General features: G+C 64.2%; 15 protein-coding genes and 1 tRNA gene. 9 read left to right on the top strand and 7 right to left on the bottom strand.

The genetic code is table 11. The features are described from left to right. Positions 1-6 precede the first annotated feature (6 nt). The 4 genes from acpM to aceE form a co-directional block, all read right to left on the bottom strand. Positions 7-309, bottom strand: coding sequence for a meromycolate extension acyl carrier protein AcpM (acpM, locus tag ACFXHA_RS39185; RefSeq protein ID WP_379365415.1), 303 nt, complete (start codon positions 307-309; stop codon positions 7-9). 96 nt (positions 310-405) lie between these two features. Further along, positions 406-1,320, bottom strand: coding sequence for an ACP S-malonyltransferase (locus ACFXHA_RS39180; protein WP_379365413.1), 915 nt, complete (start codon positions 1,318-1,320; stop codon positions 406-408). 128 nt (positions 1,321-1,448) lie between these two features. Beyond that, a complete protein-coding gene (locus ACFXHA_RS39175; RefSeq protein ID WP_379365411.1) occupies positions 1,449-2,780 on the bottom strand; it encodes a PucR family transcriptional regulator in 1,332 nt (443 codons plus the stop codon). Positions 2,781-2,795: 15 nt separating this feature from the next. Further along, complete coding sequence (gene aceE / locus ACFXHA_RS39170) at positions 2,796-5,663, bottom strand: pyruvate dehydrogenase (acetyl-transferring), homodimeric type (protein WP_379365656.1); 2,868 nt, start codon at positions 5,661-5,663, stop codon at positions 2,796-2,798. Positions 5,664-5,878: 215 nt separating this feature from the next. Here aceE and ACFXHA_RS39165 point away from each other — a divergent pair, with 215 nt between their 5' ends. The 9 genes from ACFXHA_RS39165 (at position 5,879) to ACFXHA_RS39125 (ending at position 13,280) form a co-directional block, all read left to right on the top strand. Continuing rightward, complete coding sequence (locus ACFXHA_RS39165; protein ID WP_379365409.1) at positions 5,879-6,436, top strand: hypothetical protein; 558 nt, start codon at positions 5,879-5,881, stop codon at positions 6,434-6,436. Positions 6,437-6,574: 138 nt separating this feature from the next. Further along, positions 6,575-6,997 (top strand): DUF3052 domain-containing protein, encoded by a 423-nt coding sequence (locus ACFXHA_RS39160; RefSeq protein ID WP_379365407.1) that lies wholly within the window; start codon positions 6,575-6,577, stop codon positions 6,995-6,997. A 152-nt stretch (positions 6,998-7,149) separates the two neighbouring features. Then, on the top strand, positions 7,150-7,614 hold the full coding sequence (locus ACFXHA_RS39155; protein ID WP_379365405.1) for a peroxiredoxin: 465 nt from the start codon (positions 7,150-7,152) through the stop codon (positions 7,612-7,614). 61 nt (positions 7,615-7,675) lie between these two features. Next, positions 7,676-7,747, top strand: a tRNA-Val gene (locus ACFXHA_RS39150). A gap of 296 nt (positions 7,748-8,043) precedes the next feature. Then, positions 8,044-9,270 carry a hypothetical protein gene (locus ACFXHA_RS39145; RefSeq protein WP_379365403.1) on the top strand — a complete coding sequence of 409 codons (1,227 nt, stop codon included), beginning with the start codon at positions 8,044-8,046 and terminating at the stop codon, positions 9,268-9,270. Between the two features lie 273 nt (positions 9,271-9,543). Further along, positions 9,544-9,981, top strand: coding sequence for a hypothetical protein (locus ACFXHA_RS39140; protein WP_379365401.1), 438 nt, complete (start codon positions 9,544-9,546; stop codon positions 9,979-9,981). Positions 9,982-10,135: 154 nt separating this feature from the next. After that, positions 10,136-11,494, top strand: coding sequence for a radical SAM protein (locus ACFXHA_RS39135; protein ID WP_379365399.1), 1,359 nt, complete (start codon positions 10,136-10,138; stop codon positions 11,492-11,494). Further along, positions 11,491-12,507, top strand: a complete 1,017-nt coding sequence (locus ACFXHA_RS39130) for an aminotransferase class I/II-fold pyridoxal phosphate-dependent enzyme (RefSeq protein ID WP_379365397.1) — start codon at positions 11,491-11,493, stop codon at positions 12,505-12,507. Before ACFXHA_RS39135 ends, ACFXHA_RS39130 begins: the two co-directional genes overlap by 4 nt. Further along, positions 12,504-13,280, top strand: a complete 777-nt coding sequence (locus ACFXHA_RS39125) for a class I SAM-dependent methyltransferase (RefSeq protein WP_379365396.1) — start codon at positions 12,504-12,506, stop codon at positions 13,278-13,280. Before ACFXHA_RS39130 ends, ACFXHA_RS39125 begins: the two co-directional genes overlap by 4 nt. 180 nt (positions 13,281-13,460) lie before the next feature. Here ACFXHA_RS39125 and ACFXHA_RS39120 read toward each other — a convergent pair whose 3' ends face one another. The 3 genes from ACFXHA_RS39120 to ACFXHA_RS39110 all read right to left on the bottom strand — a co-directional run bounded on the left by ACFXHA_RS39120 (position 13,461) and on the right by ACFXHA_RS39110 (position 19,555). Next, positions 13,461-13,700, bottom strand: coding sequence for a hypothetical protein (locus ACFXHA_RS39120; protein WP_379365394.1), 240 nt, complete (start codon positions 13,698-13,700; stop codon positions 13,461-13,463). Between the two features lie 507 nt (positions 13,701-14,207). Next, a complete protein-coding gene (locus ACFXHA_RS39115) occupies positions 14,208-15,680 on the bottom strand; it encodes a hypothetical protein (protein ID WP_379365392.1) in 1,473 nt (490 codons plus the stop codon). Positions 15,681-16,141: 461 nt separating this feature from the next. Next, positions 16,142-19,555, bottom strand: a complete 3,414-nt coding sequence (locus ACFXHA_RS39110; RefSeq protein ID WP_379365390.1) for a hypothetical protein — start codon at positions 19,553-19,555, stop codon at positions 16,142-16,144. Positions 19,556-19,822: the final 267 nt, after the last annotated feature.

Genomic DNA, 19,822 nt, shown 5'->3' with positions numbered 1-19,822 from the left:
CGGGTCCTAGGCCTCTTCGCCGAACTTGGCCTTGAGCTCGGCGGCCGCGTCGGAGTTCTCGGCCTCGAGCTTCTGGATGTACGCCACCGCGTCGCCGACGGTCTTCAGGCTCGCCAGGTCCTCATCGGGGATCTTGACGCCGTACTTGTCCTCGGTCTGGACGGCGATCTCGACCATCGACAGCGAGTCGATGTCCAGGTCGTCGACGAAGGACTTCTCGATGGTCACCTCGGAGGGCTCGATACCGGTCACCTCTTCGATGATCTTGCCGAGCTCTTCGACGATCTGTTCCTGGGTCAGAGCGGCCACTGTGGTGGCTCCTTACTTATGTAGAGGGGTGGGACTTGATTTCGGTTTGCGACCCGATCGCTCCCTCGCCGTTGAGGGAGCGGGCCGCGAGCCAAGCTAGCTTGTCGAAGTCAGCTCGGCGAGCGCGGGGAGGTCCGCGGGGGTCTTCAGCGCCAGATTCGGGGTGCCCTTGAGCTCCCGCTTGGCGATGCCGACCAGGGTGCCCGCCGGCGGCAACTCTGCCACCGCGGAAACCCCTGCCGCACGGATCGTTTCGGTGCACAGATCCCACCGCACGGGGCGGGTGACCTGGGCAGCGAGCTTGTCGATCGCATCCTGACCGGAGCTGACCGGCTGACCGTCGAAGTTCGACAGCAGGGTCCGGACCGGCTCATGGGGAGCGATCTTGGCGATGGCCTCCGCCACTGCGTCCTGGGCGGGTGCCATGAACACGGTGTGGAAGGCGCCGGCGACCGGCAGTGCACGGACGCGAGCCTTTTCGGGCGGGTTCGCGGCAAGGGCTTCGAGCGCCTCGAGCTTACCCGCCGCCACGATCTGACCCACCGCATTGCGGTTGGCCGGAACGAGCCCGAGCTCCTCGAGACGAGCGAGCACTACCGCTTCGTCACCACCGAGCACCGCGGACATTCCGGTCGGCTCGAGGGCGCAAGCCTTGGCCATTTCCGCTCCGCGGATGGCGGCCAATGCCACCGCGTCGTCGGCGGAGAGCACTCCGGCGACGGCAGCGGCGGCGAATTCGCCGACCGAGTGTCCGGCGACGACAGTATCCGCGGGAAGCGAATCCTGCGGGATTTCAGCAAAAGCAAGCAGAGCGGCCGCGACGACGAGCGGCTGGGTGACAGCCGTGTCCACGATCTCTTCCGCGGTCGCAGTCGTGCCCAACCGCAGCAGGTCCAGCCCCGAGGCCTTCGACCACAGCGCGATGCGATCCGCGGCGCCGGGAAGTTCGAGCCAAGGGGTGAGCATGCCGGGTGTCTGAGAGCCCTGTCCAGGGGCGAGCAGTGCGATCACGCTTCCTAGAAAACACCGTGATGCCGCTCTCACGAGATGTCGGCGCGAATGAAGCTTTGTTGGCAGTTTTGTGAGGAGTCCACAAAAGACCTAGTGGGTTGTCCGGATCGCCCCATCCGCGAATCTCGTTACAGCCCATCCTTAGGGTCTGTGACGGGAGTCACATCCGTGGCAGGAGTGGGCGATTCGTTACGAGTTCGAGTCAGACGACCTACTGTGGCCGCGATACGTAACACATACGCATCGCGCGGATTCATCGGATCCCTGCCCGTGATGTCTGCGATTCGCTTGAGCCGATAGCGCACCGTATTTGGATGAACGAACAGCTGGCGGGCGCAAGTTTCGACGGCTCCACCGCAATCCAGGTACGCATCCAGCGTGTCCGACAAATCGGCGCTGGCGGCGGCCAACGGTAGCACGAGGTGCTCGTTCAGGGCGTCTACCGCGGCCCGGTCACCCAGTAGGGCGCGTTCGGGCAGCAGTTCCGAGGCGTGCACCGGGCGCGGCGCGCCACGCCAGCCCACCACGGCCTCCATCCCGGCCATCGCCTCCACCGAACTGACGTGCGCTGCCGACAGTGTGCGCATGGTCGGGCCGATCACCACCGGGCCGTCGGAGAAGGCGTCCGCGAGGAGGTCCGCCAGGAACTGCGACGGATACAACGGGTCGCCGAGATGTCCGCTGACTACCATGACGAGCCGCGAACCCTGGACAACCGCGAGGGCGTTTCGGCCGTGTCGTCCGGCGACGCTATGTACGGAACTGACAACGGCCACCTGATCCTTGGGGGGCGTGCCGACAAGCACCGTGGCCGGGGCGGTCGCATCCCAATTGAGCGTGGCCGCGCGCGAGAGCATCTCGGGGCCGTTGTCGCCGCGCACCACCGCGTCGACGACCAGGGCCTCCAATCGGGTGTCCCACGCGCCGCGCGACTCGGCGGCCGAGGCGTACACCGAGGCGGCCGCGAAACCGAGCTCGCGCCCGTATCGCAGCACCGCCTCGGTGAGCGCCACCAGCTGCCGGTCGTTGCGCGCCAACGCCGGCAGCCACTGTTCGAAGAACTCCATGGCCACCCGGACCATGTCGACGGTCTGGCGCAGCGTCAGCCGCCGCGCCAGATCGTCCGGAATCACTTGGAACGCATCGAGACTGAAGCGGATATCCGATTCCGGGTCCTGCAGCCACTCCAGGAAGTTCACCACCGCCGTCTGCACCAGCATCTGGACGCCGGCGCGCTGGGCGGCGTCCAGATTGGCGAAGAACGGCAACCGATCCTGCATCGACGCCACGGCCTCGGTCGACAGGCGACCGGAGAACTGCTTGACCCGTTTCAGGAGAGTGTCCGGAAGCGGGTCGCGCGTCTGCCGATTCGGGGAGAGCGCACCGGTCGGGAGATACACCTCGTGTGAGGAGGTGCCTTCTTCATTGATCCGGCGCGGCCTCGGCGGTTTACGTTCCACGGTCTTTATGTTCGGCTATGCGTCGCCACCTTCGGTACCGGGTGCCGCCTTCGGCGCGGCGTTCACATCGTCGATGGCGTAGCGGCGGGCCGCCTCGGCGGCTGTCGCCGGTGCGATCTTGCCCTGCGCGGCAAGGCCCTGCAGGGCCGCTACCACGATCGATGCGGCATCCACATTGAAGACGCGGCGGGCTGCCGGACGTGTATCGGAGAAACCGAAACCGTCCGTGCCCAGGGTGATGTACTCGCCCGGCACCCACTGGCGGATCTGATCCGGCACGGCGCGCATCCAGTCGGTGGCGGCCACGAACGGGCCGGACGCCTTGGACAGCACCTCGGTGACGTAGGGCAGACCCGGATCCTGGTCGGGGTGACGCAGTTTCGCGATCTCCTTGGCCAGGGCCTCCTTGCGGAGCTCACCCCACGAGGTCACCGAGTAGACATCCGCCTGCACACCCCACTCCTGGGCGAGCATCTCCTGCGCGCGCAGACCGTCGGGCATGGTGACGCCCGCGACCATGATGTTGGCGCGCAAATCGCCCGCGGCACCGGGCTTGTAGAGATAGATGCCCTTGAGCAGACCCTGGATATCGAGGCCCTCCGGCTCGGCCGGCTGTACATACGGCTCGTTGTAGAGGGTGATGTAGTAGAAGATGTCCTCGCCGCCGAACTCGTGATGCACCGAGTGCGACTCCGGATCCGTGCCGGGCAGCGCCTCCTGATAGCCCTGGACCAGGCCGCCGCCGTACATGCGGCGCATGCCGTCGCGCACGATGTGGGCGATCTCGAAGGAGAACGCCGGGTCGTAGGCGACGCATGCCGGGTTGGTGGAGGCGATCAGTAGCGAGTGACCGTCGTTGTGCTGCAGGCCCTCACCGGTCAACGTGGTGCGACCGGCGGTCGCTCCTAGGACGAAGCCGCGGGCCATCTGATCCGCGGCCGCCCACAGGCCGTCGCCGGTGCGCTGGAAGCCGAACATCGAGTAGAAGATGTAGAGCGGGATCATCGGCTCGCCGTGGGTGGCGTAGGAGGTGCCGACCGCGGTGAAGCTGGCGGTGGAACCGGCCTCGTTGATGCCCTCGTGCAGGATCTGGCCGACGCTCGACTCCTTGTAGGCGAGCATCAGATCCGCGTCGACGGAGGTATACAGCTGGCCGTTGCGGTTGTAGATCTTCAGCGACGGGAACCACGAGTCCATACCGAAGGTGCGGGCCTCGTCCGGGATGATCGGGACGATGCGCTTGCCGATCTCCTTGTCGCGCAACAGTTCCTTCATCAAGCGCACGAACGCCATGGTGGTGGCGACATGCTGCTTGCCGGAACCCTTGCGGACGCTGCGGTAGGCCTCGTCGCCGGGCAGCTGCAGCGGCTTGGCCATGGTGCGACGCTCGGGCAGGTAACCGCCCAGTTGCTTGCGGCGGTCCAGCATGTACTGGATCTCCGGGGCGTCCTTGCCGGGCGTGTAGTACGGCGGCAGATAGGGATTCGCCTCGAGCTCGGCATCGGTGATCGGAATGCGCTGCAGGTCGCGGAACGCCTTCAGATCGTCGAGGGTCATCTTCTTCATCTGGTGCGTGGCGTTGCGGGCCTCGAAGTGCTTGCCCAGGCCGTAGCCCTTGATGGTCTTGGCGAGGATGACCGTCGGCTGTCCCTTGTGCGCCATCGCCGCGGCGTAGGCGGCGTAGATCTTGCGGTAGTCGTGGCCGCCGCGCTTGAGGTTCCAGACCTCGGAGTCCGACAGGCCCTTCACCAGTTCCTTGGTGCGCGGGTCGCGGCCGAAGAAGTGCTCGCGCACGTACGCGCCGTCATTGGCCTTGTAGGTCTGGTAGTCGCCGTCGGGCGTGGTGTTCATCAGGTTCACCAGCGCGCCGTCACGGTCGGCCTGCAGCAGCGAGTCCCACTCGCGGCCCCACACCACCTTGATGACGTTCCAGCCCGCGCCGCGGAAGAACGACTCCAGCTCCTGAATGATCTTGCCGTTGCCGCGGACCGGGCCGTCGAGGCGCTGCAGGTTGCAGTTGATGACGAAGGTCAGGTTGTCGAGGCCCTCGTTGGCGGCGACCTGGATCAGGCCGCGCGATTCCGGCTCGTCCATCTCGCCGTCGCCGAGGAATGCCCAAACATGCTGATCCGACGTGTCTTTCAGGCCGCGATCGTGCAGGTAGTGGTTGAACCGGGCCTGGTAGATGGCGTTCATCGGGCCCAGACCCATGGAGACCGTGGGGAATTCCCAGAAGTCGGGCATCAGGCGCGGGTGCGGGTAGGACGACAGGCCCGCGCCGGGGCCGCCGTGGCTGTACTCCTGCCGGAAACCGTCCATCTGGTCCGGAGTCAGGCGGCCCTCGAGGAAGGCACGCGCGTAGACGCCGGGGGAGGCGTGACCCTGGATGAAGATCTGGTCGCCGCCGCCCGCGTGCTCCTTACCGCGGAAGAAGTGGTTGAAACCCACCTCGTAGAGCGCCGAGGACGACGCGTAGGTCGAAATATGGCCGCCCACACCGATTCCCGGCCGCTGGGCGCGGTGCACCATGATCGCGGCGTTCCAGCGGATGTAGGCGCGGTAGCGGCGCTCCACCTCCTCGTCACCGGGGAACCAGGGCTCGTTCTCGGTGGGGATGGTGTTGACGTAATCGGTGGAGGTGAGTGCCGGGATGGCGACGTGGCGTTCGCCGGCGCGCTCGAGCAGGCGCAGCATCAGGTAGCGCGCGCGGCCGGGGCCCTCGCGGGTCAGCATCTCGTCGAACGAGTCGAGCCATTCGCTGGTCTCCTCCGGATCGATGTCCGGCAGGTAGGACGCCACCCCCTCGCGAATCACTCGAACCCGGCCCCCCGCCGGGGTTTTGCGTGCCGATCCATTGGTGGAGTTCGACGAAGAAGGGTGCATCAAGTCGGTCAAGACGATTGCTCCTCGTACACATGGGGTGGGACATCTGGTGTGGCGTCAATACCCCGGGTAACCGCTGGTCGGCGGCATACCCGTCAGCAAAGGTTTGGGGCGCATCTCACATCCTTGTCGATGATGCGGCCCAGGTCATCATGTCAGCCGGAAATCCAGTACGGTTGCGCAGGGAACCGCCGGGCTGATCGGGGAGGAACCAAGTGAAGCTGCTGAACCCGCGGGGGTTCGGATTGGTGTGCGCGTCCGCGGCGGTGGCGATGGGGCTGGTGCTGGCGGGCTGCGCGAACACGGTCGAGGGTACCGCGACCGTCGATCAAGCCCAGGTCACCTCCTACAAGGCCGAAGCGGCGACCTCCGCGGCGGCGGCCAGTTCGTCCGCGGCCGCGGCCGCGATCGTGAAGGCGACCGCCGACAATTGCGACACGTTCCGCAAAACGGCCGGGACGCAGGTCGACCGCTACAACGAGTGGGTCGACGCGCACGACGGCAGCGCGGCCGATCAGATCGCCAAGCGTGATGCCGCCGCCGGCGCCCTCGAGGACGCGGCGAAGGCGGTCGAGGCTCAGGTGGCCGCGGCCGGACCGGCACTGTCGGCCGATCTCTCGGGCAAGTTCACCGATTACGTCGGCGCGGCGCGCTCATTGGCCGCAGAGATTCGACGGACCGGATCCGGGTCCTCCGTCGCACCCCTCAACGACGCGAGCAAGAAGGTCAATGACGCGCTGACGGCGGTCCGCAATGCCTGCCCGGCCAAGTAGGATCACCGCTGTCCGATGGCTCCCTCTGGTCTCACATAAGACATTTAGGGTGCGATTTCGGCCGATCGGCTTGCGCTTGGGGCTCTAACCATGTTCGCTTGCAACTACCTATTGTCTGGAGTTGAGGAGGACACCACCGTGGTCGCCGCGGCGGACGCGCAGAACTACGCTCAGAAGCTTGGCATTTCACACGGCATGGTGGTTCAAGAACTGGGCTGGGACGAAGATACCGACGACGCACTGCGTGCAGGTGTCGAGGAGACCGTCGGTTCCGAGTTGCTTGACGAGGACACCGACGAAGTAGTCGATGTCGTGCTGTTGTGGTGGCGGGATGGAGACGGCGATCTGGTCGACGAGCTGATGGACGTTGTCTCTCCGCTCGCCGATGACGGCATCGTCTGGGTCCTCACACCCAAGACCGGCCAGCCCGGCCATGTGGATCCCAGTGAAATCGCCGAGTCGGCAACACCTGCCGGCCTCACCTCGACCACCCCGGTCTCCTTGGGAACCTGGACGGGCACCAAGCTCACCCAGCCCAAGACACCCTCCAAGCAGCGCTGAACCCTCCACTAAGGTTTCAGTCAACCGAGTGACACCGGTGGATTCCTCGTGAATCCACCGGTTGTCGCTGGGTGCTGGGCCTGTGCATCGGGCCCGGTGACGCGCCAGGTTTGTCTCGGCGAATGCCGGGACGCAGGATGGGAGGGGTTGCTATGCCGCTCGAGGTCGGTACGGTCGCACCGGACTTCACGCTGAAGGACCAGAACAATCAGGAAGTCACGCTGTCGAGCTTCCGCGGCGAGAAGAACGTCCTGATCGTCTTCTACCCCTTGGCCTTCACCGGCATCTGCCAAGGCGAACTCTGCAAGGTCCGCGACGAACTCCCCAAGTTCCAGAACGACAACGCAGAAATCCTCGCCATCTCGGTAGGCCCCCCGCCCACCCACAAAATCTGGGCAGCCGAACAGGGCTACACCTTCCCGTTGTTGTCCGACTTCTGGCCCCACGGCGAAGTAGCCCAGTCCTACGGCGTCTTCAACGCCAAATCCGGCTACCCCAACCGCGGCACCTTCGTCGTAGACAAGGACGGCATCATCCGCTTCGCCGAAATGAACGGCCCCGGCGAGCCCCGTGACCAGCAAGCTTGGGAAAAAGCCCTCGCCACACTAGATTCATAACCCGTCGCTCCGAACCGCAAGGTCCGGACCCGACACCCAACCCCGGCCCGCCGGCGGTTCGGGGCGTATAGCTCAGCGGTAGAGCACTGGTTTTACACACCAGCGGTCGGGGGTTCGATCCCCTCTGCGCCCACTGGAACGATCGGTCCACTACGATTTGCGGTAGACCGACCTCCTGCTTTTGGCCAATTGGCGTTGGACGGGGCTGTCGATTTCGATGCTCGAACCATGGTGCGCCACTTGACATACCTCACAGTTGGCATCTTGGGCGGTAGCCGGTGTTCCATGCAGTTTCCGCTGGTACAGGTGACTCCAGGCGCTGGCATCCAATGTGCATGAGTGATCTTCCGCCGCTATGGGTTCTGGCCAGTTAGCATCCTCGAAGCCACTCGTGGGTGAAGAGTCGATGGTGATGGTGCAGGGGGAACTGTGAAGAAGCCTAGTCGTGAGACGATACGCGGGCATGTCCTGGAGGAGTTGTTGGCCCGACTTCTCCAACGCAATGGGTATCGGCTGCTGGTTGCTGCTGATCAAGATCCGGAGGCGTTGAAGGACAGCGAGCTCGGACTGCTGGTTCGTGGGCGCGGAGCCGACCATCAGGTTGACGTTCTCGGTGAGCTCGACCTGCCGTTGCCGTTCTCCTTGCCGATAAGACTGTTCGTCGAGGCGAAGTATCGGAAAGCCAAGACCGGTCTTCCGATGGTTCGGAACGCCTCCGGTACTTTGCACGATGTCAACGAGACCTTTGGAGCGATCCCGCCGGATACCGATCGACTGCCCCTTCGGCGATATCACTATCGGTACGCGTTGTTCTCGGCGAGTGGTTTCACGACGCCTGCGCAGCAGTTCGCTCTAGCCCATCAGATTTCACTCGTGGACCTGTCGAACCCTGGTTTCGCACCGCTACTTACGGCGGCCGACGATCTGGCAGCGGAGACAGTTGCGCTGATCGAGCAGAGTCGAGTTTCGCGGTTCCCGCTTCGGCAGTTTCGGACTGCGCTGCGCCACGTACTCGGTACCTGGCCCGCTAGCGTTTCCGACGAGGACTTCTCTGAGCTGAGCCATCTGATCTCGAACCTTCGCCCCGGCAGAAGCGCTGAGACTGTCCCCGGCGTCGTGTCGATGACGACGGATTACGGTGTGGCACAACGCTCTACGCGCATCGCGGAATCCCTGAACGGATTGCGCGATCAGTCGGGAGATGGCGATGCTGATGATTCTGAAGGTTTCGCTCCGCTACGAGAGTTTCCCACTTATCAGTTGGCCAGTACGATGGCCGGGCTTGCGACCGACCACCTGGGCAGTCTGGTACTCGGGTTTCCTCCCGCCGCATTCGTTCTCGTTCTCGTCGCCGACGATTCTGCAGCCTTCGACGCCTATCTCAGCGCTGTGCAAGGGACGGATGTTCGTGTTCACCTTGAGTTCGCGGAACGCCACAAAGTCAGCCGTGATTGGGTGATCGTGCCGGCTGATGGATCAGACGCTTTTCGACTCCGCTTCACCCTGCCCGAACTGCTGGCCAAGTGGATGTTTGAAGGTGGCGTCCCGACGTGGAGCATTCGAGACATTAAGGCGACGATGTTCTCGTCGATAGCGCTATTCCGTGCTAACCGTGTCATCCGGTTGGTCTACGAGCCGCACGCGCAACGGACGTAATACTCGGAGCGGGCCCGAACCCGTGACCGTTCAGTCACTGTCGTACTTGTCGCGAGTGGTGCGGCGTGAGTGAAGTTGCGTCATGCGGCCGAACAAGGACAACGAGGTGCCGGGCACACCCCACTGAAAACAAACCTATAGTTGGCTAGTGCGTTGTCCATGAACGTTCGCCGGGTCAGGCGTCGGTTGTCTGACCGTGTCGGACGCTGTGCGCCATGCAGCGTCAAGGCAAAATGTGCCGACCTGCCCGTCGACACCACGGAGGAGCACGCGATGTATAGCAGCACCAGCTATGCCCGGAAAGTCTTGCCCGTCATCTCCTTTGGTATGGCAGGTCTGTTGAGTGTCGTCGCCTGCGGCAGCAGTCACGGCCCGGAGGCCACCACGTCCGCCTCGCCAGTTGCGGCGTCTTCTGTCTCCTTGACAGCTGAGCCACAGGCCGAGACCGGATGCCAGCTCGACAGTGCTGCCGTCGCACAGGAGTTGGGTCATCCCAATCTGGTGCAAGATTCAGCCCGCGTGTGCGGGGGCGAATGGGCGTACTGGCCCGCGTCAGGGGTTGTCACCGGAAAGAACCTGCTGCTCCACAAGGCTCCGAGTGGCAAGGTCATGGTGATCGTCTACGGCGGAACCAGCACCGAAGTGTGCGCGGGGTCCTACGATCTCCCACCGGTGCCCGACTCCATTCGCCAAGCCGCCGGGTGTCGGTAAAGCATGGAAGACCTTGAAGCACAGCAGATCCTGACTCGCCACGACTTCCACGGCGAGCGGAACCACATCCGTTCTCATCGACACCGTGAGTTCGCAGATACCGCGCACAGTAAGTAGCTGGTGGCCTCAGCGGCCGTTCATGCATGATGGCGCGATGGATCGTAGCAATCGGCGCTTCCACGTCATCGTGCTGTCGAACTTCGCGAGAGGCTTCAACAAGTATGCGCTCGCCTACGGTAAGGCGGGGATTCCGGAGAGTACCTATCCCGACCGGTTTCACCTGCTGACCCGTGCTGAGTTGGGTATCGGAATCGGCAAGGCGCGACGTTTGCTGGACCGTCTGGCCATTCCGGGCAACCGGCTGCTGGTACTGGAAACCACGGTGGATCCGGACATACTGGTGCCCAACGTGTCGACCGGCCTCGGTACGGAACTGCACGAGGCCAGCATCCGCTTGTCAGCTGTCCATGAGCTCGACACTGTGCTCGATTCTGAAACAGGGGGCGATGAGTTCGCTCTGCGTCCGACAACCGTCGAGGACGCGATGGCGGCTTCCTTGCACCTGCACGGATCGGCACTGCGTCGCTACGCCGACCTGCGGCCGCGCTCAGTTTCGCTGCTGCCGGTCGCCTCTGCCTGTCAGGCTCGGTGTTCGTTCTGCTTCTCCTCGGCGTCGATCTCCAGTGACCAACCGCCGGCGCGGGTCCCGTGGGACGCGGTCGCCTCCTGGTTGGAGAGCGCTCGTGCGGCGGGTGCCAAGCGTGCGGTGATTACCGGTGGAGGAGAGCCGACGCTCCTGCCGTTCGACCAGCAGCTGCGGCTGGTGTCCGCCTGCTCGGCGGCTTTCCCGAAGGTCGTCCTGATCACCAACGCGCATACGCTGGCCAAGGGCGAGCACTCCGATGTGGCCGACCGGCTGGCCGCTCTAGGCACCGCGGGTTTGAGCGTGTTGGCGATCTCTCGGCACCATCAGGACGATGCCGTCAGTGAACGGCTGATGATGCTGCGCACACCAGTGGATGCCGTAGTCGAAACCTGGCGCAGGGACCGCGACCGCTGGCCGGGGCTACGAATGCGGCTGATCTGCGTGCTGCAGCAGGGAGGCGTGGCCGACGCGACCGGCGTTGCCGACTACCTTTCGTGGGCCGTGGCCCACGGTGTCGAGGAAGTCTGTTTCAAAGAGCTCTATGTCTCGACAAGCACCGAGTCGCTCTACTTCGACCGCGCCGCTAACGTCTGGAGCCGCGAGCACCAGGTTTCGCTGTCCGTCGTCACCCGGTTCGCCGAGCAGTACGGCTTCGAGCTGGCGAGCCGCCTGCCCTGGGGTGCGCCGGTCTACGACGGGAGCTGGGACGGCCGCCCGATGCGGATCGCCGCCTACACCGAGCCCAGCCTGCTCTGGGAACGCACCCATGGCGTCGTCCGCAGTTGGAACGTCATGGCCGATGGACGCTGTTACGCCTCCCTCGAAGACCGAGCCAGCGAGATAGTCCCGGAAAGTGTGGCGGCGTGAGGTTCGCCGAGTTCCAGGAGTTTCGGCAGAAGCAGCTCAGTGCAGCGTTATCGCTACTGGACGCCGCCGAAACCAACGTGTACCGGGCGCTTGCTCCGCTGCGGCCGGAACCGCCGATCGGCGTTGAGACCGTGCACCGGTGCGATGTCGCTCGCGCGTGGCTGGCGCGGTACGAGCTGCCAGCCGAGTGGTCCCGCCGAGCCATGGTGTGTCGAGGGGTCCGCCACGGACTCGGCGTGGTGTTCCACTGGCTGAGCGGTGCGCAAGCGCGGCTGTGGTTGCCCAGTGACGTGTACCCGGTCTACTTCGAGCTGGCGCGCGAGGCCGGCCTGGTGCCCGGGTCGTACCCGACGCTGCCGGCGCCTGTCCTACCGAGCGCTCTGGCGCACGACCGGCCCGAATACCTGCTGCTCACCAATCCCAGTAAGCCGCTCGGCCGGTACCTTTCCGACACCGAGTGCGCCGCAGTGGTTTCGTGGCTGCAGGAGTCACCTCATCGCCGCGTCCTCATCGACAGCGTCTATGACCTGGGCACGCCGTTCGCCGCGGGCACCCAGCGGTTGCTGGAGACCGGTCGCGCGATCCTGCTGCATTCGGTCACGAAGGCATGGCTGTGGCCGCGCACCTTCGGCGTGGTCCTTGTGGGACCGGAGCATGCCGAACTCGCCGAAGCCTTCCGTGCGGATCGGCCGGAACAGTCGCAGCTGAGGTTCGCCGACCGCCTGCTAACCGACCACTGCGACGTGCCGCCGCGGGTCGTCGCCGAGCTGGCCGTCAGGGCTGAGCGACTGTTCGAACGACTGCCGGATGAGGTGCTCGCGGCGATCCCGTCGGCGAACCGAACCAGTCCCGGCAACTACTTCTTCCCGGTTGGAATCCCGGCAGAGGCGCTTCTGAGCGAGCACGGTGTGCTCGCTGTCCCGATCAGTGTGTTCGGGGACAGCACGTGGCCCGGTTCCGTTCTGACCAGCCTCGCCGACGTGTTCGGCCCGACACCGGAGGAGGCGCGATGAAGCCACTGGAAGGTCTGGCTGTCTACGATGACGCGGACTTCTACGACCAGGAGTTCGCGGCGCGCACGCATGACATCCCATTCTTCCTCGGCCAGGCCGTCGCAGCGAGGGGCCCGGTCCTGGAGGTGGCCTGCGGGACTGGGCGCATTACCCTGCCGATCGCGCGGGCGGGCGTCGACGTCACAGGGCTCGACGTCGTACCTTCGATGCTCGCGCGCGCCCGTCGGCGGGCTGAGGAGGAGCGGCTGGCCGTCGAGTGGCTTGAACAGGATTGCCGGAATATCTGCACTGCCAAGCGTTTCGACCGCGTATTCTCGGCCACCAACGCCATGCAGCACCTGCACGACCTGGATTCCGCGGTCGGCTTCCTCACCTCCGCGCGAAACACGCTGATGCCGGGCGGGACCCTGATCCTGGACGTGTTCAACCCCGACATGGCCAAGCTGAGCCGGCGCCCCGAGGCGCCCTACCGCCACAAGTCGGTTGTCGACCGAGACGGGACGACGCTCGACGTGCAAGCGACGACCAGCTACGACCGCTCCACCCAAGTGCTGCGCTTCACGCTGGACTATCTCCGCGGCGACGTGTGCGTGCGGACCAAGAAGGTCAGCATGCGCTGCTTCTTTCCCGAGGAACTGCTGGCGCTCTGCCGACTTGCCGGCCTCGACGTCGTGCAGCGGTGCGGGGACTACGACCAGTCCTCGTTTACGAGCGCCTCGCCGAAGCAGATCCTGTTCTGCCGCGCGCCTCTTCCCGCGCCGATTGACCTCTAAGACAATGCGGATTGCTTCATCGATGTTTGGAGCTCGCTCAGAGTTCGAACCGGGAGGGATCCCGGTTCCTGCCACGATGGCGCGGCCGTGCGCAGACCCCAGCCCTGGCCGCCAGCAGGGGTAAAACTCCCAGCCGCGATGTAGGACTCGCCCGCGAAGCACCTTGGATTCAGGCGTGATCTACGCCGCGGGTTCGGTGGTGGAGGTGGAGCCGCGAGATCTTTTGGCGCGGTGTGTCGACACGACGACCGCTGGTCTAGGGATCGGGGCGGGGCGTCCGGCCGGGCGCATGGGGGTGCCGCGTTTGTTGAGGGCGCGGTTGATGCTGCTGGCGGGGAATCCGGTGAGCTTGGCGCAGGCGGTGAGGGAGTGCCCGGCGAGGTAGAGCTGCTCGGCGTGGTCGATCTCGGTGGCAGTCATCGACTGGTATCGCCGTGGGACGCGTCGTTTGGCCGGCAGTTGGAGGACTGCGCTCTTGGATGCGCGGTAGCGGCGGGCGAGTTCAGCGGTGGAGGCTCCGTTGCGGTATGCCTGGATCAGCTCGTTCTTCTCGGTGCGTGAGAGGCGGCGTTCGAGCCGTTGGGGTGTGCGAGTCGCGGTCGGCGTACGTTTGGAAGGACGGCGTCGGCGATGGACTGCTGGGATGTCTTGAACCTGAGATTTTGCTAGGGCTGCTTCGAGTTTCTGCAGGTCAGCGCGGTTCGAATAAGATCCCGCTAGGTCCACTGGAACGGGCGGTCCATCGCAGTTCTGAGATGGACCGCCCGTTTGCTCTCGAAGCTCCACCAAACCGTCCCAGAGGTATCTCGGCGCAGCACGCGGTGCCCGCTGGTGTCAGGTTCGAGGCAGCGTGCCGTTGCCGGAATGTCCCTGCGCCTCGAGCGCAAGACCCGGCAGAGTGGATCGGTCGTGGCTTCTTCGGCGTGTCTACTCGTCGTGCGCGTCCGGGTCATACTGCGGCAACTCGTTGTTGGTGCTGAGCGCGATCACCATCAGTTCATCGTCGGTGTCGACCTCTTCCGTGTCGTCGTCGGTGGATGGAACTTCTTTGCACCCCAACCACATCTGGGTTTCGCGCCCATCAAGTGCTTCGTTGGCCGCCCATTCTGCGGCTTGGGTCAGCTCCTCGAACGGGACCTCCCGCAGCCGTACTCCTGCCTCGCCGGTAGTGATTCGGTCGGCGATGGCAACTTCCTTGTAGACCGATGGCTCGGTTTCCAGCTTCAGGACCCACTCGAGTCCGCCATTCGAACCACGATTGGCGAAAGCGCTTATGCCGAGCCGCAGTTCGTCAGCGGCACTGAAGTACCGCGCGAGCCCTTCCGCCCAGGTCTCGCCGCCGCCACGCGAAAACCTGCTCAGGAAGATGGTGGTTTCGTCAGCTAGCGGCTTACCCTCGCCGAAGTGCTTCCGGATCGAGAGCAGTGACGGGCCGCTGCGGTCCTTCCAGGAGGGCTCACCATTGGGGTTGGCATCCTTGGTCTCTCGGGGCGGATACAACTCCGGATCCCTCGGACCGTGGTTCAAGAACGGCACGAAGATGCGGTCCAGCGCGCCATCCTCATAGGGTTGGTCGGCGTCGAGGATTTCCCGGAAGTCGTGATCCTGGAACAGGATCTCGGACAACGCTTCGTAGTCGTAGTCGTTCTCGCTGACAGCGATATCATCGAATCCGCCCGCGCTGAGCGGGTAGCCTGTGTCGTAACCTTGCAGATGCTCTTCGGCTTCCTGTTCGGCTTCCTCGATCATCAGCCACAGGGCGATTTCCTCGCCGACGCAGGTGGGGTCGGGCTGCTCACCCTGTTCGATCTCGATGCGCAAGTGATCGAAGCAGCGGCCGAGTTCGGCGATGAAGTTACGTCCTTGTCCGTGAAGGGATTCGGGCAGATAGTGCTCCTTGTACGATTCGATATCGAATCCGTGTTTACTCCCGGCTGCCATGTATGCCTCATCGGACATGATGCAAGCCTTGGTGTGCAGCAGCGCCATGGTTCGGGGAGTGAGCGACGACGGAAGCTCGTCGTCGATGGTCTCGGTCTGCGCGAATGAACCCATAGCGGCCGTCTGGTATTGACCGAGCGCCTTGGTCCACGGCTCGACTCGGTATCGCCCATAGGTCGCATTTGTAATTGTTTCGACAACCCTGCCGATCTCGGCTTTCACTGGGCTGGGTGCGTTGATGAGGGCGATCTCCAGGAAGCGGGAGGCGTTGTTGTTACCGCGCAGCATCTCGTTGAGTGCATCGGCTACGCATGCTGCTGTGGGTTGATTATCAAATGTCGCAACAGCTTTCAGCTGTGTGTTGCCGGATTCGTGTACCGCGAACACTCGATGCTTGGACTGGGTGTTGTGCACCAGGAACAGATAGTAGGGGTTCTCGCTCATGATGTTGTTACTCATTTCTGGGCAGCGTTCGACCACCGCTGACCACGGGCGCACAGCTCTGCATACACGCAGCTGTCCCCTTGGCGGGCGATCGTTGTCATTGGTCCCGCTGATGGTTGTGGTTCGTCCTGCAACCTCGTGGCGAGTGCTGCCCAGTGTAGCGCGAAGTGGTTCCCTGTGTCGGACAATTTTCTGTGTTCAGTCGAGACAAGCTGCTGCAGTCACTGGTCCAAGGTTCTCTTGAGAAGGCGAACCAGCTTCTCGCTTCCGGTCAGGCGCTGGTGTGCCCGGGCCCCGCCGCGCTCTATGCGAGGTCACATTACGAATTGCCGTGTGCTGACTGAGGTCTGGGCAGGGTGTGGCTCAGCGGGTACGAGTCAGTGATGGCGAACGCGATCGTTGTGCACGAGCGAGTCACGATCAGCATCGGCCTTGTGACCGTGTCCCTGTGATTGCTCAGTGTGGTGGCTGTGGGATTACCTGTTGGGGTGAGATTGACGAGGTGTGAGGACGAGGGCGTAGATGAACTGATCGGCCGGTGCGGTGTCAAGCTCGACAACCACCCCGTTGCAGCCGTTCACGAACTGGGCGATATCGATGCGGTTGCCGTCCACGTCGAGGACGTCATCGTCTATGTCGAGCAGGAGCAATGCGGCGAGTTCGTTCGTAACGTTTCGTAGTTCCAGAACGTAGACGAATCCGAGCCAGCTATCGCGCCGCCACGTGGCCTGGTGTGGAGGACTGCCCAGATCAGGCAGGGAACCGTCATGGGGGCGAACATGGATCGAGCGCAACGATCCGATAGGCGAATCCGTGAAATGTGATATGCGCGTAGGTTTTCCGATGATGACCTGCGGGCGTGCCGCCATGTTCGGGGAGTCGATCAAGTGCTGCAACCACGAATCGAGGGCATCTATGACGGGGGAGGCGATGACCTCAGAGGGCAGCTCGTGAGGGCGGATCGTCCGGGCGTACTCCAGGATCGAACGCGCACCGGTTCGGTCTTCGGCCAGGCAGGCAAGGTAGGCGCTCAACAACGCGTGGCGGCATCGGTCGTAGTCGCTTACGAGCAGTGTCGCGGTCAATTGCACGATTTGCTCGACAAGGGGATCGGCTACTGGGCTTTCGCCGAACAGCAGGCCGCGATGCCAAAGGTGGTTGGCGGCGTCGAGCAGGATCTGCGCCAAACCTGAACGTGTTTCGGGATGGTCGTCGAGTTCGGCGTGCAGGAGGTCGAGGTGAGCGGCGAGGTCGCTGAACCGTCGGAGCATCGACAACGCTTCGACGCGGTAGGCCGCCATCAGCAGACGGGAGCGGTGATCGCCGTGATCGATCATCTGCATCGCGGTATCGATGAGATCCAGTGCGCCGTCGCCGTCGCTGTTGCTCAGAGCCGCGTTGATCTCATCGGAGGCCTGCTGGAGCGCGGCGGCGCCGTTGGGCGGGAACCGGTCGGCCAGCGCTGCGATGCGGTGATGCAACATTTCCAAAGTTGTGGTGTCGTGCCCGTAGAAGCGGGCCTTCTCCACGCTGGTGCCCACCCACGACCAGACATTACGGCGTATCGGCTCAGCTTCCCAGTCGGTGTCCCCGCACTGTGCTGCGGTCTCGAGCTGGGTGACGATCTCGCAGGCGTAGGCGAGCAAGGTGGGATCGCCGCTGCCGAGTGCGCGTAGGGAATCGAGCATCGTATGCGCTGATTTGGCCAGGGCGCGGTGTGGCGAGCTCGGCAATGCGGCGAGGATTTCGCGTTGGAGGTTGACCCATTGCAGGGCACCGGCGCCGGTCATTCCTCGGATGTTGAGCAGCAGCGCGAGATTTCCCGCCAGCGGCCCGGCCTTGGAGAACTCCGTGCGCGCGGCGCTGGACTGGCTGACATGATCCAGGACAGCTTGAGCGTGGGCCTGCAACATAATCGCGGCGGAATAGTCGTATCTGCGCGTGTAGTACGCGAGCCAGCTCGACAGATGTGCGGCGACTCTGTTGAGTACCGGCACGAGTGCGCCGAGGCTGGTTTGACGCGCGCGCACGATCCTCTGCACGACTTCGTTGATTTCGATCATCGACCGGAGCTCTGCCGGTGCGGGGGAAAGGTTTTCGCTGCGATCGAGTAGGGACTCGGCCCGAACTCGGCCCATCGCACGGTCGAGCATCGCATAGCCGCCGTCCGGGTCGACGGCGACCATGGCGCCCTCACGCAGGATCTCATCGTCGACGCACGCGGCGACGTAGAGCAGTTCCTCGGGAATCGCCTGTCCTGCCACCACGGAGCCAGCGTTCAGCATGGCGTCCCCGACTAGCGCACCGTCATCCTCGCTTGCTGCCGAGGCGAGCCGATCGAGGCAGATACCGATCGCTGCCTGCAGTGTCCTGGGATATCCGTCACGGTCGAGGGATTCGTCGTCGATGACGTAGTCAGCGATCTGGTTCAGGTAGGACGCGCTGCCTCGGATCAGTGCCGGCAGTTCACCGAAGTGCGCGGCCACAATCTGCAGGGCCAGGGGCCATCCTTCGAACTTTCGCGCGATCGTCTGTAGTGCCTGCGCGGCCTCAGCGGTGACATCTCCTGGTGTGCCGAGCCTGTCGGCCAGCAGCTCGATCGCTTGTGGTTCGGACATACCCCGCACCGGCAGCGGCGCGAACGCTGTCCACGCCTGCGAGTTGGTGGAGGTGACGATCACCTGCGCGGCACCCGCGGTCGGTAGCCAGGCCCGGATCAGGTCCGGGTGTGGGGCATTGTCGAACACGATCAGCCAGCGGCCGATGAACTTTGACACCGACTGGCGGAACAGTTGCGGAACCTCTTGCGGCGGCGCTGATTCCACACCGAGAAGGCCTAGCAACATCCGCTGGGCGACTATCGATGCGAGCATCGAGGCGTCGGATTCGGCATCGATCCAGCACACTCGGTCGTAACCTTCACGGTTGGCGTGGGCGTACATCGCCGTCAAGCGTGTCTTGCCGATACCCGAGCGTCCCACCAACGCGCACCGCGCCACTCGACGTCCGCGCACGTTCGACAGCCGAGCCGTCAGCTCTGCGAGCAACTCGGGGCGATCGATACCTTCCCCGGCGGGCACCCGGTGGATGCCCGCACCGCTGTCGTCGACGCCAGCCGTTTGTGACAGCAGATGTGTCGAAGTGGCCAACATCTCGGTGAACTCTCGGAGAGTGACTGCCCGGCCGCCTGTGGGGCTATGCAGGCAGGGGGAGTAAGGGGTGCCTGCTGCGTGTTCGAACATCGTGGTGATGAGCGAATTCTCTAGCAGCCCAGCGGCTCGCTCGCTCAACGCCAGCCCATGTTCGGCGCGCCACCTCGACAGGCGTATGCGGATTCGGCCGCGCATACGTGATGAGACTTCGCCGGTGGCGCGGACCTGCGCCCGCCGCAATCGCGCGAGCGCTGCGGGGGAGTCGATTTCGGCCAACTTCGCGCTGGCGTCGGCTGATCGCAGACACAGCGCATCGAGCTGCGCCAGGAATGTCGCGTCATCGGTCGGCGTCGCGGCACGAGCGTTGTCGAGCACCGTGGTGAGGACGTTGAGCGTGCGGCCGGCACGAGCATTGGTGGTCAACACGTAGTGGGGGCAATCGATGGCCTTGGTCATTCGCGTCAGCACCGAGATCGCCTCCGCTGCACTGATTGTCGTCGTGTCCGGGTCGGCCGCCGATTTGGCCTGATGTATTTCCAGCAGGGTCGAGCCTCGGCTGCGGACGGCGAAGTCGACGACGTCGGGATCGGTGACCTGCTGCATCTGCGGATCCTCGATCAGAACCGCCATGTCCAGGTCCGAGCCCGCATCGAGGAGATCGAGGAACCGCTCGATCGTGAACAAGTACTGGTAGAACAAGCCTGACGCCGCGCGGCCTCCCCCATCAGAGCGTGACATGAGATGAGTGTAGGAGCACCCACTGACCAACAAACGACGTCGCAGGAGCGACGCTGTGACCTTCGGTGTAGACGAGCCCTATGTCAAGTAGCCCGCTATTCGGCGTCAAAGATCACCCGATGTGGCGTGGTTTCCTAGACAGGCCACAGACAGTGGTGGCCCCCGTGTACGGGCTCGACGTCCGCTTGTCTGCCCGCGCCTTGCGCTGCACATGTGCCATAAGCACGTCGCCGAGCCGGTAAGACGTCGGGGTACAGCGCGCAGCGT

Origin of the sequence: Nocardia sp. NPDC059240 (assembly GCF_042753865.1) — a bacterium.
Lineage (GTDB): Bacteria > Actinomycetota > Actinomycetes > Mycobacteriales > Mycobacteriaceae > Nocardia.
This window is presented reverse-complemented; position numbering and strand designations above follow the sequence as displayed.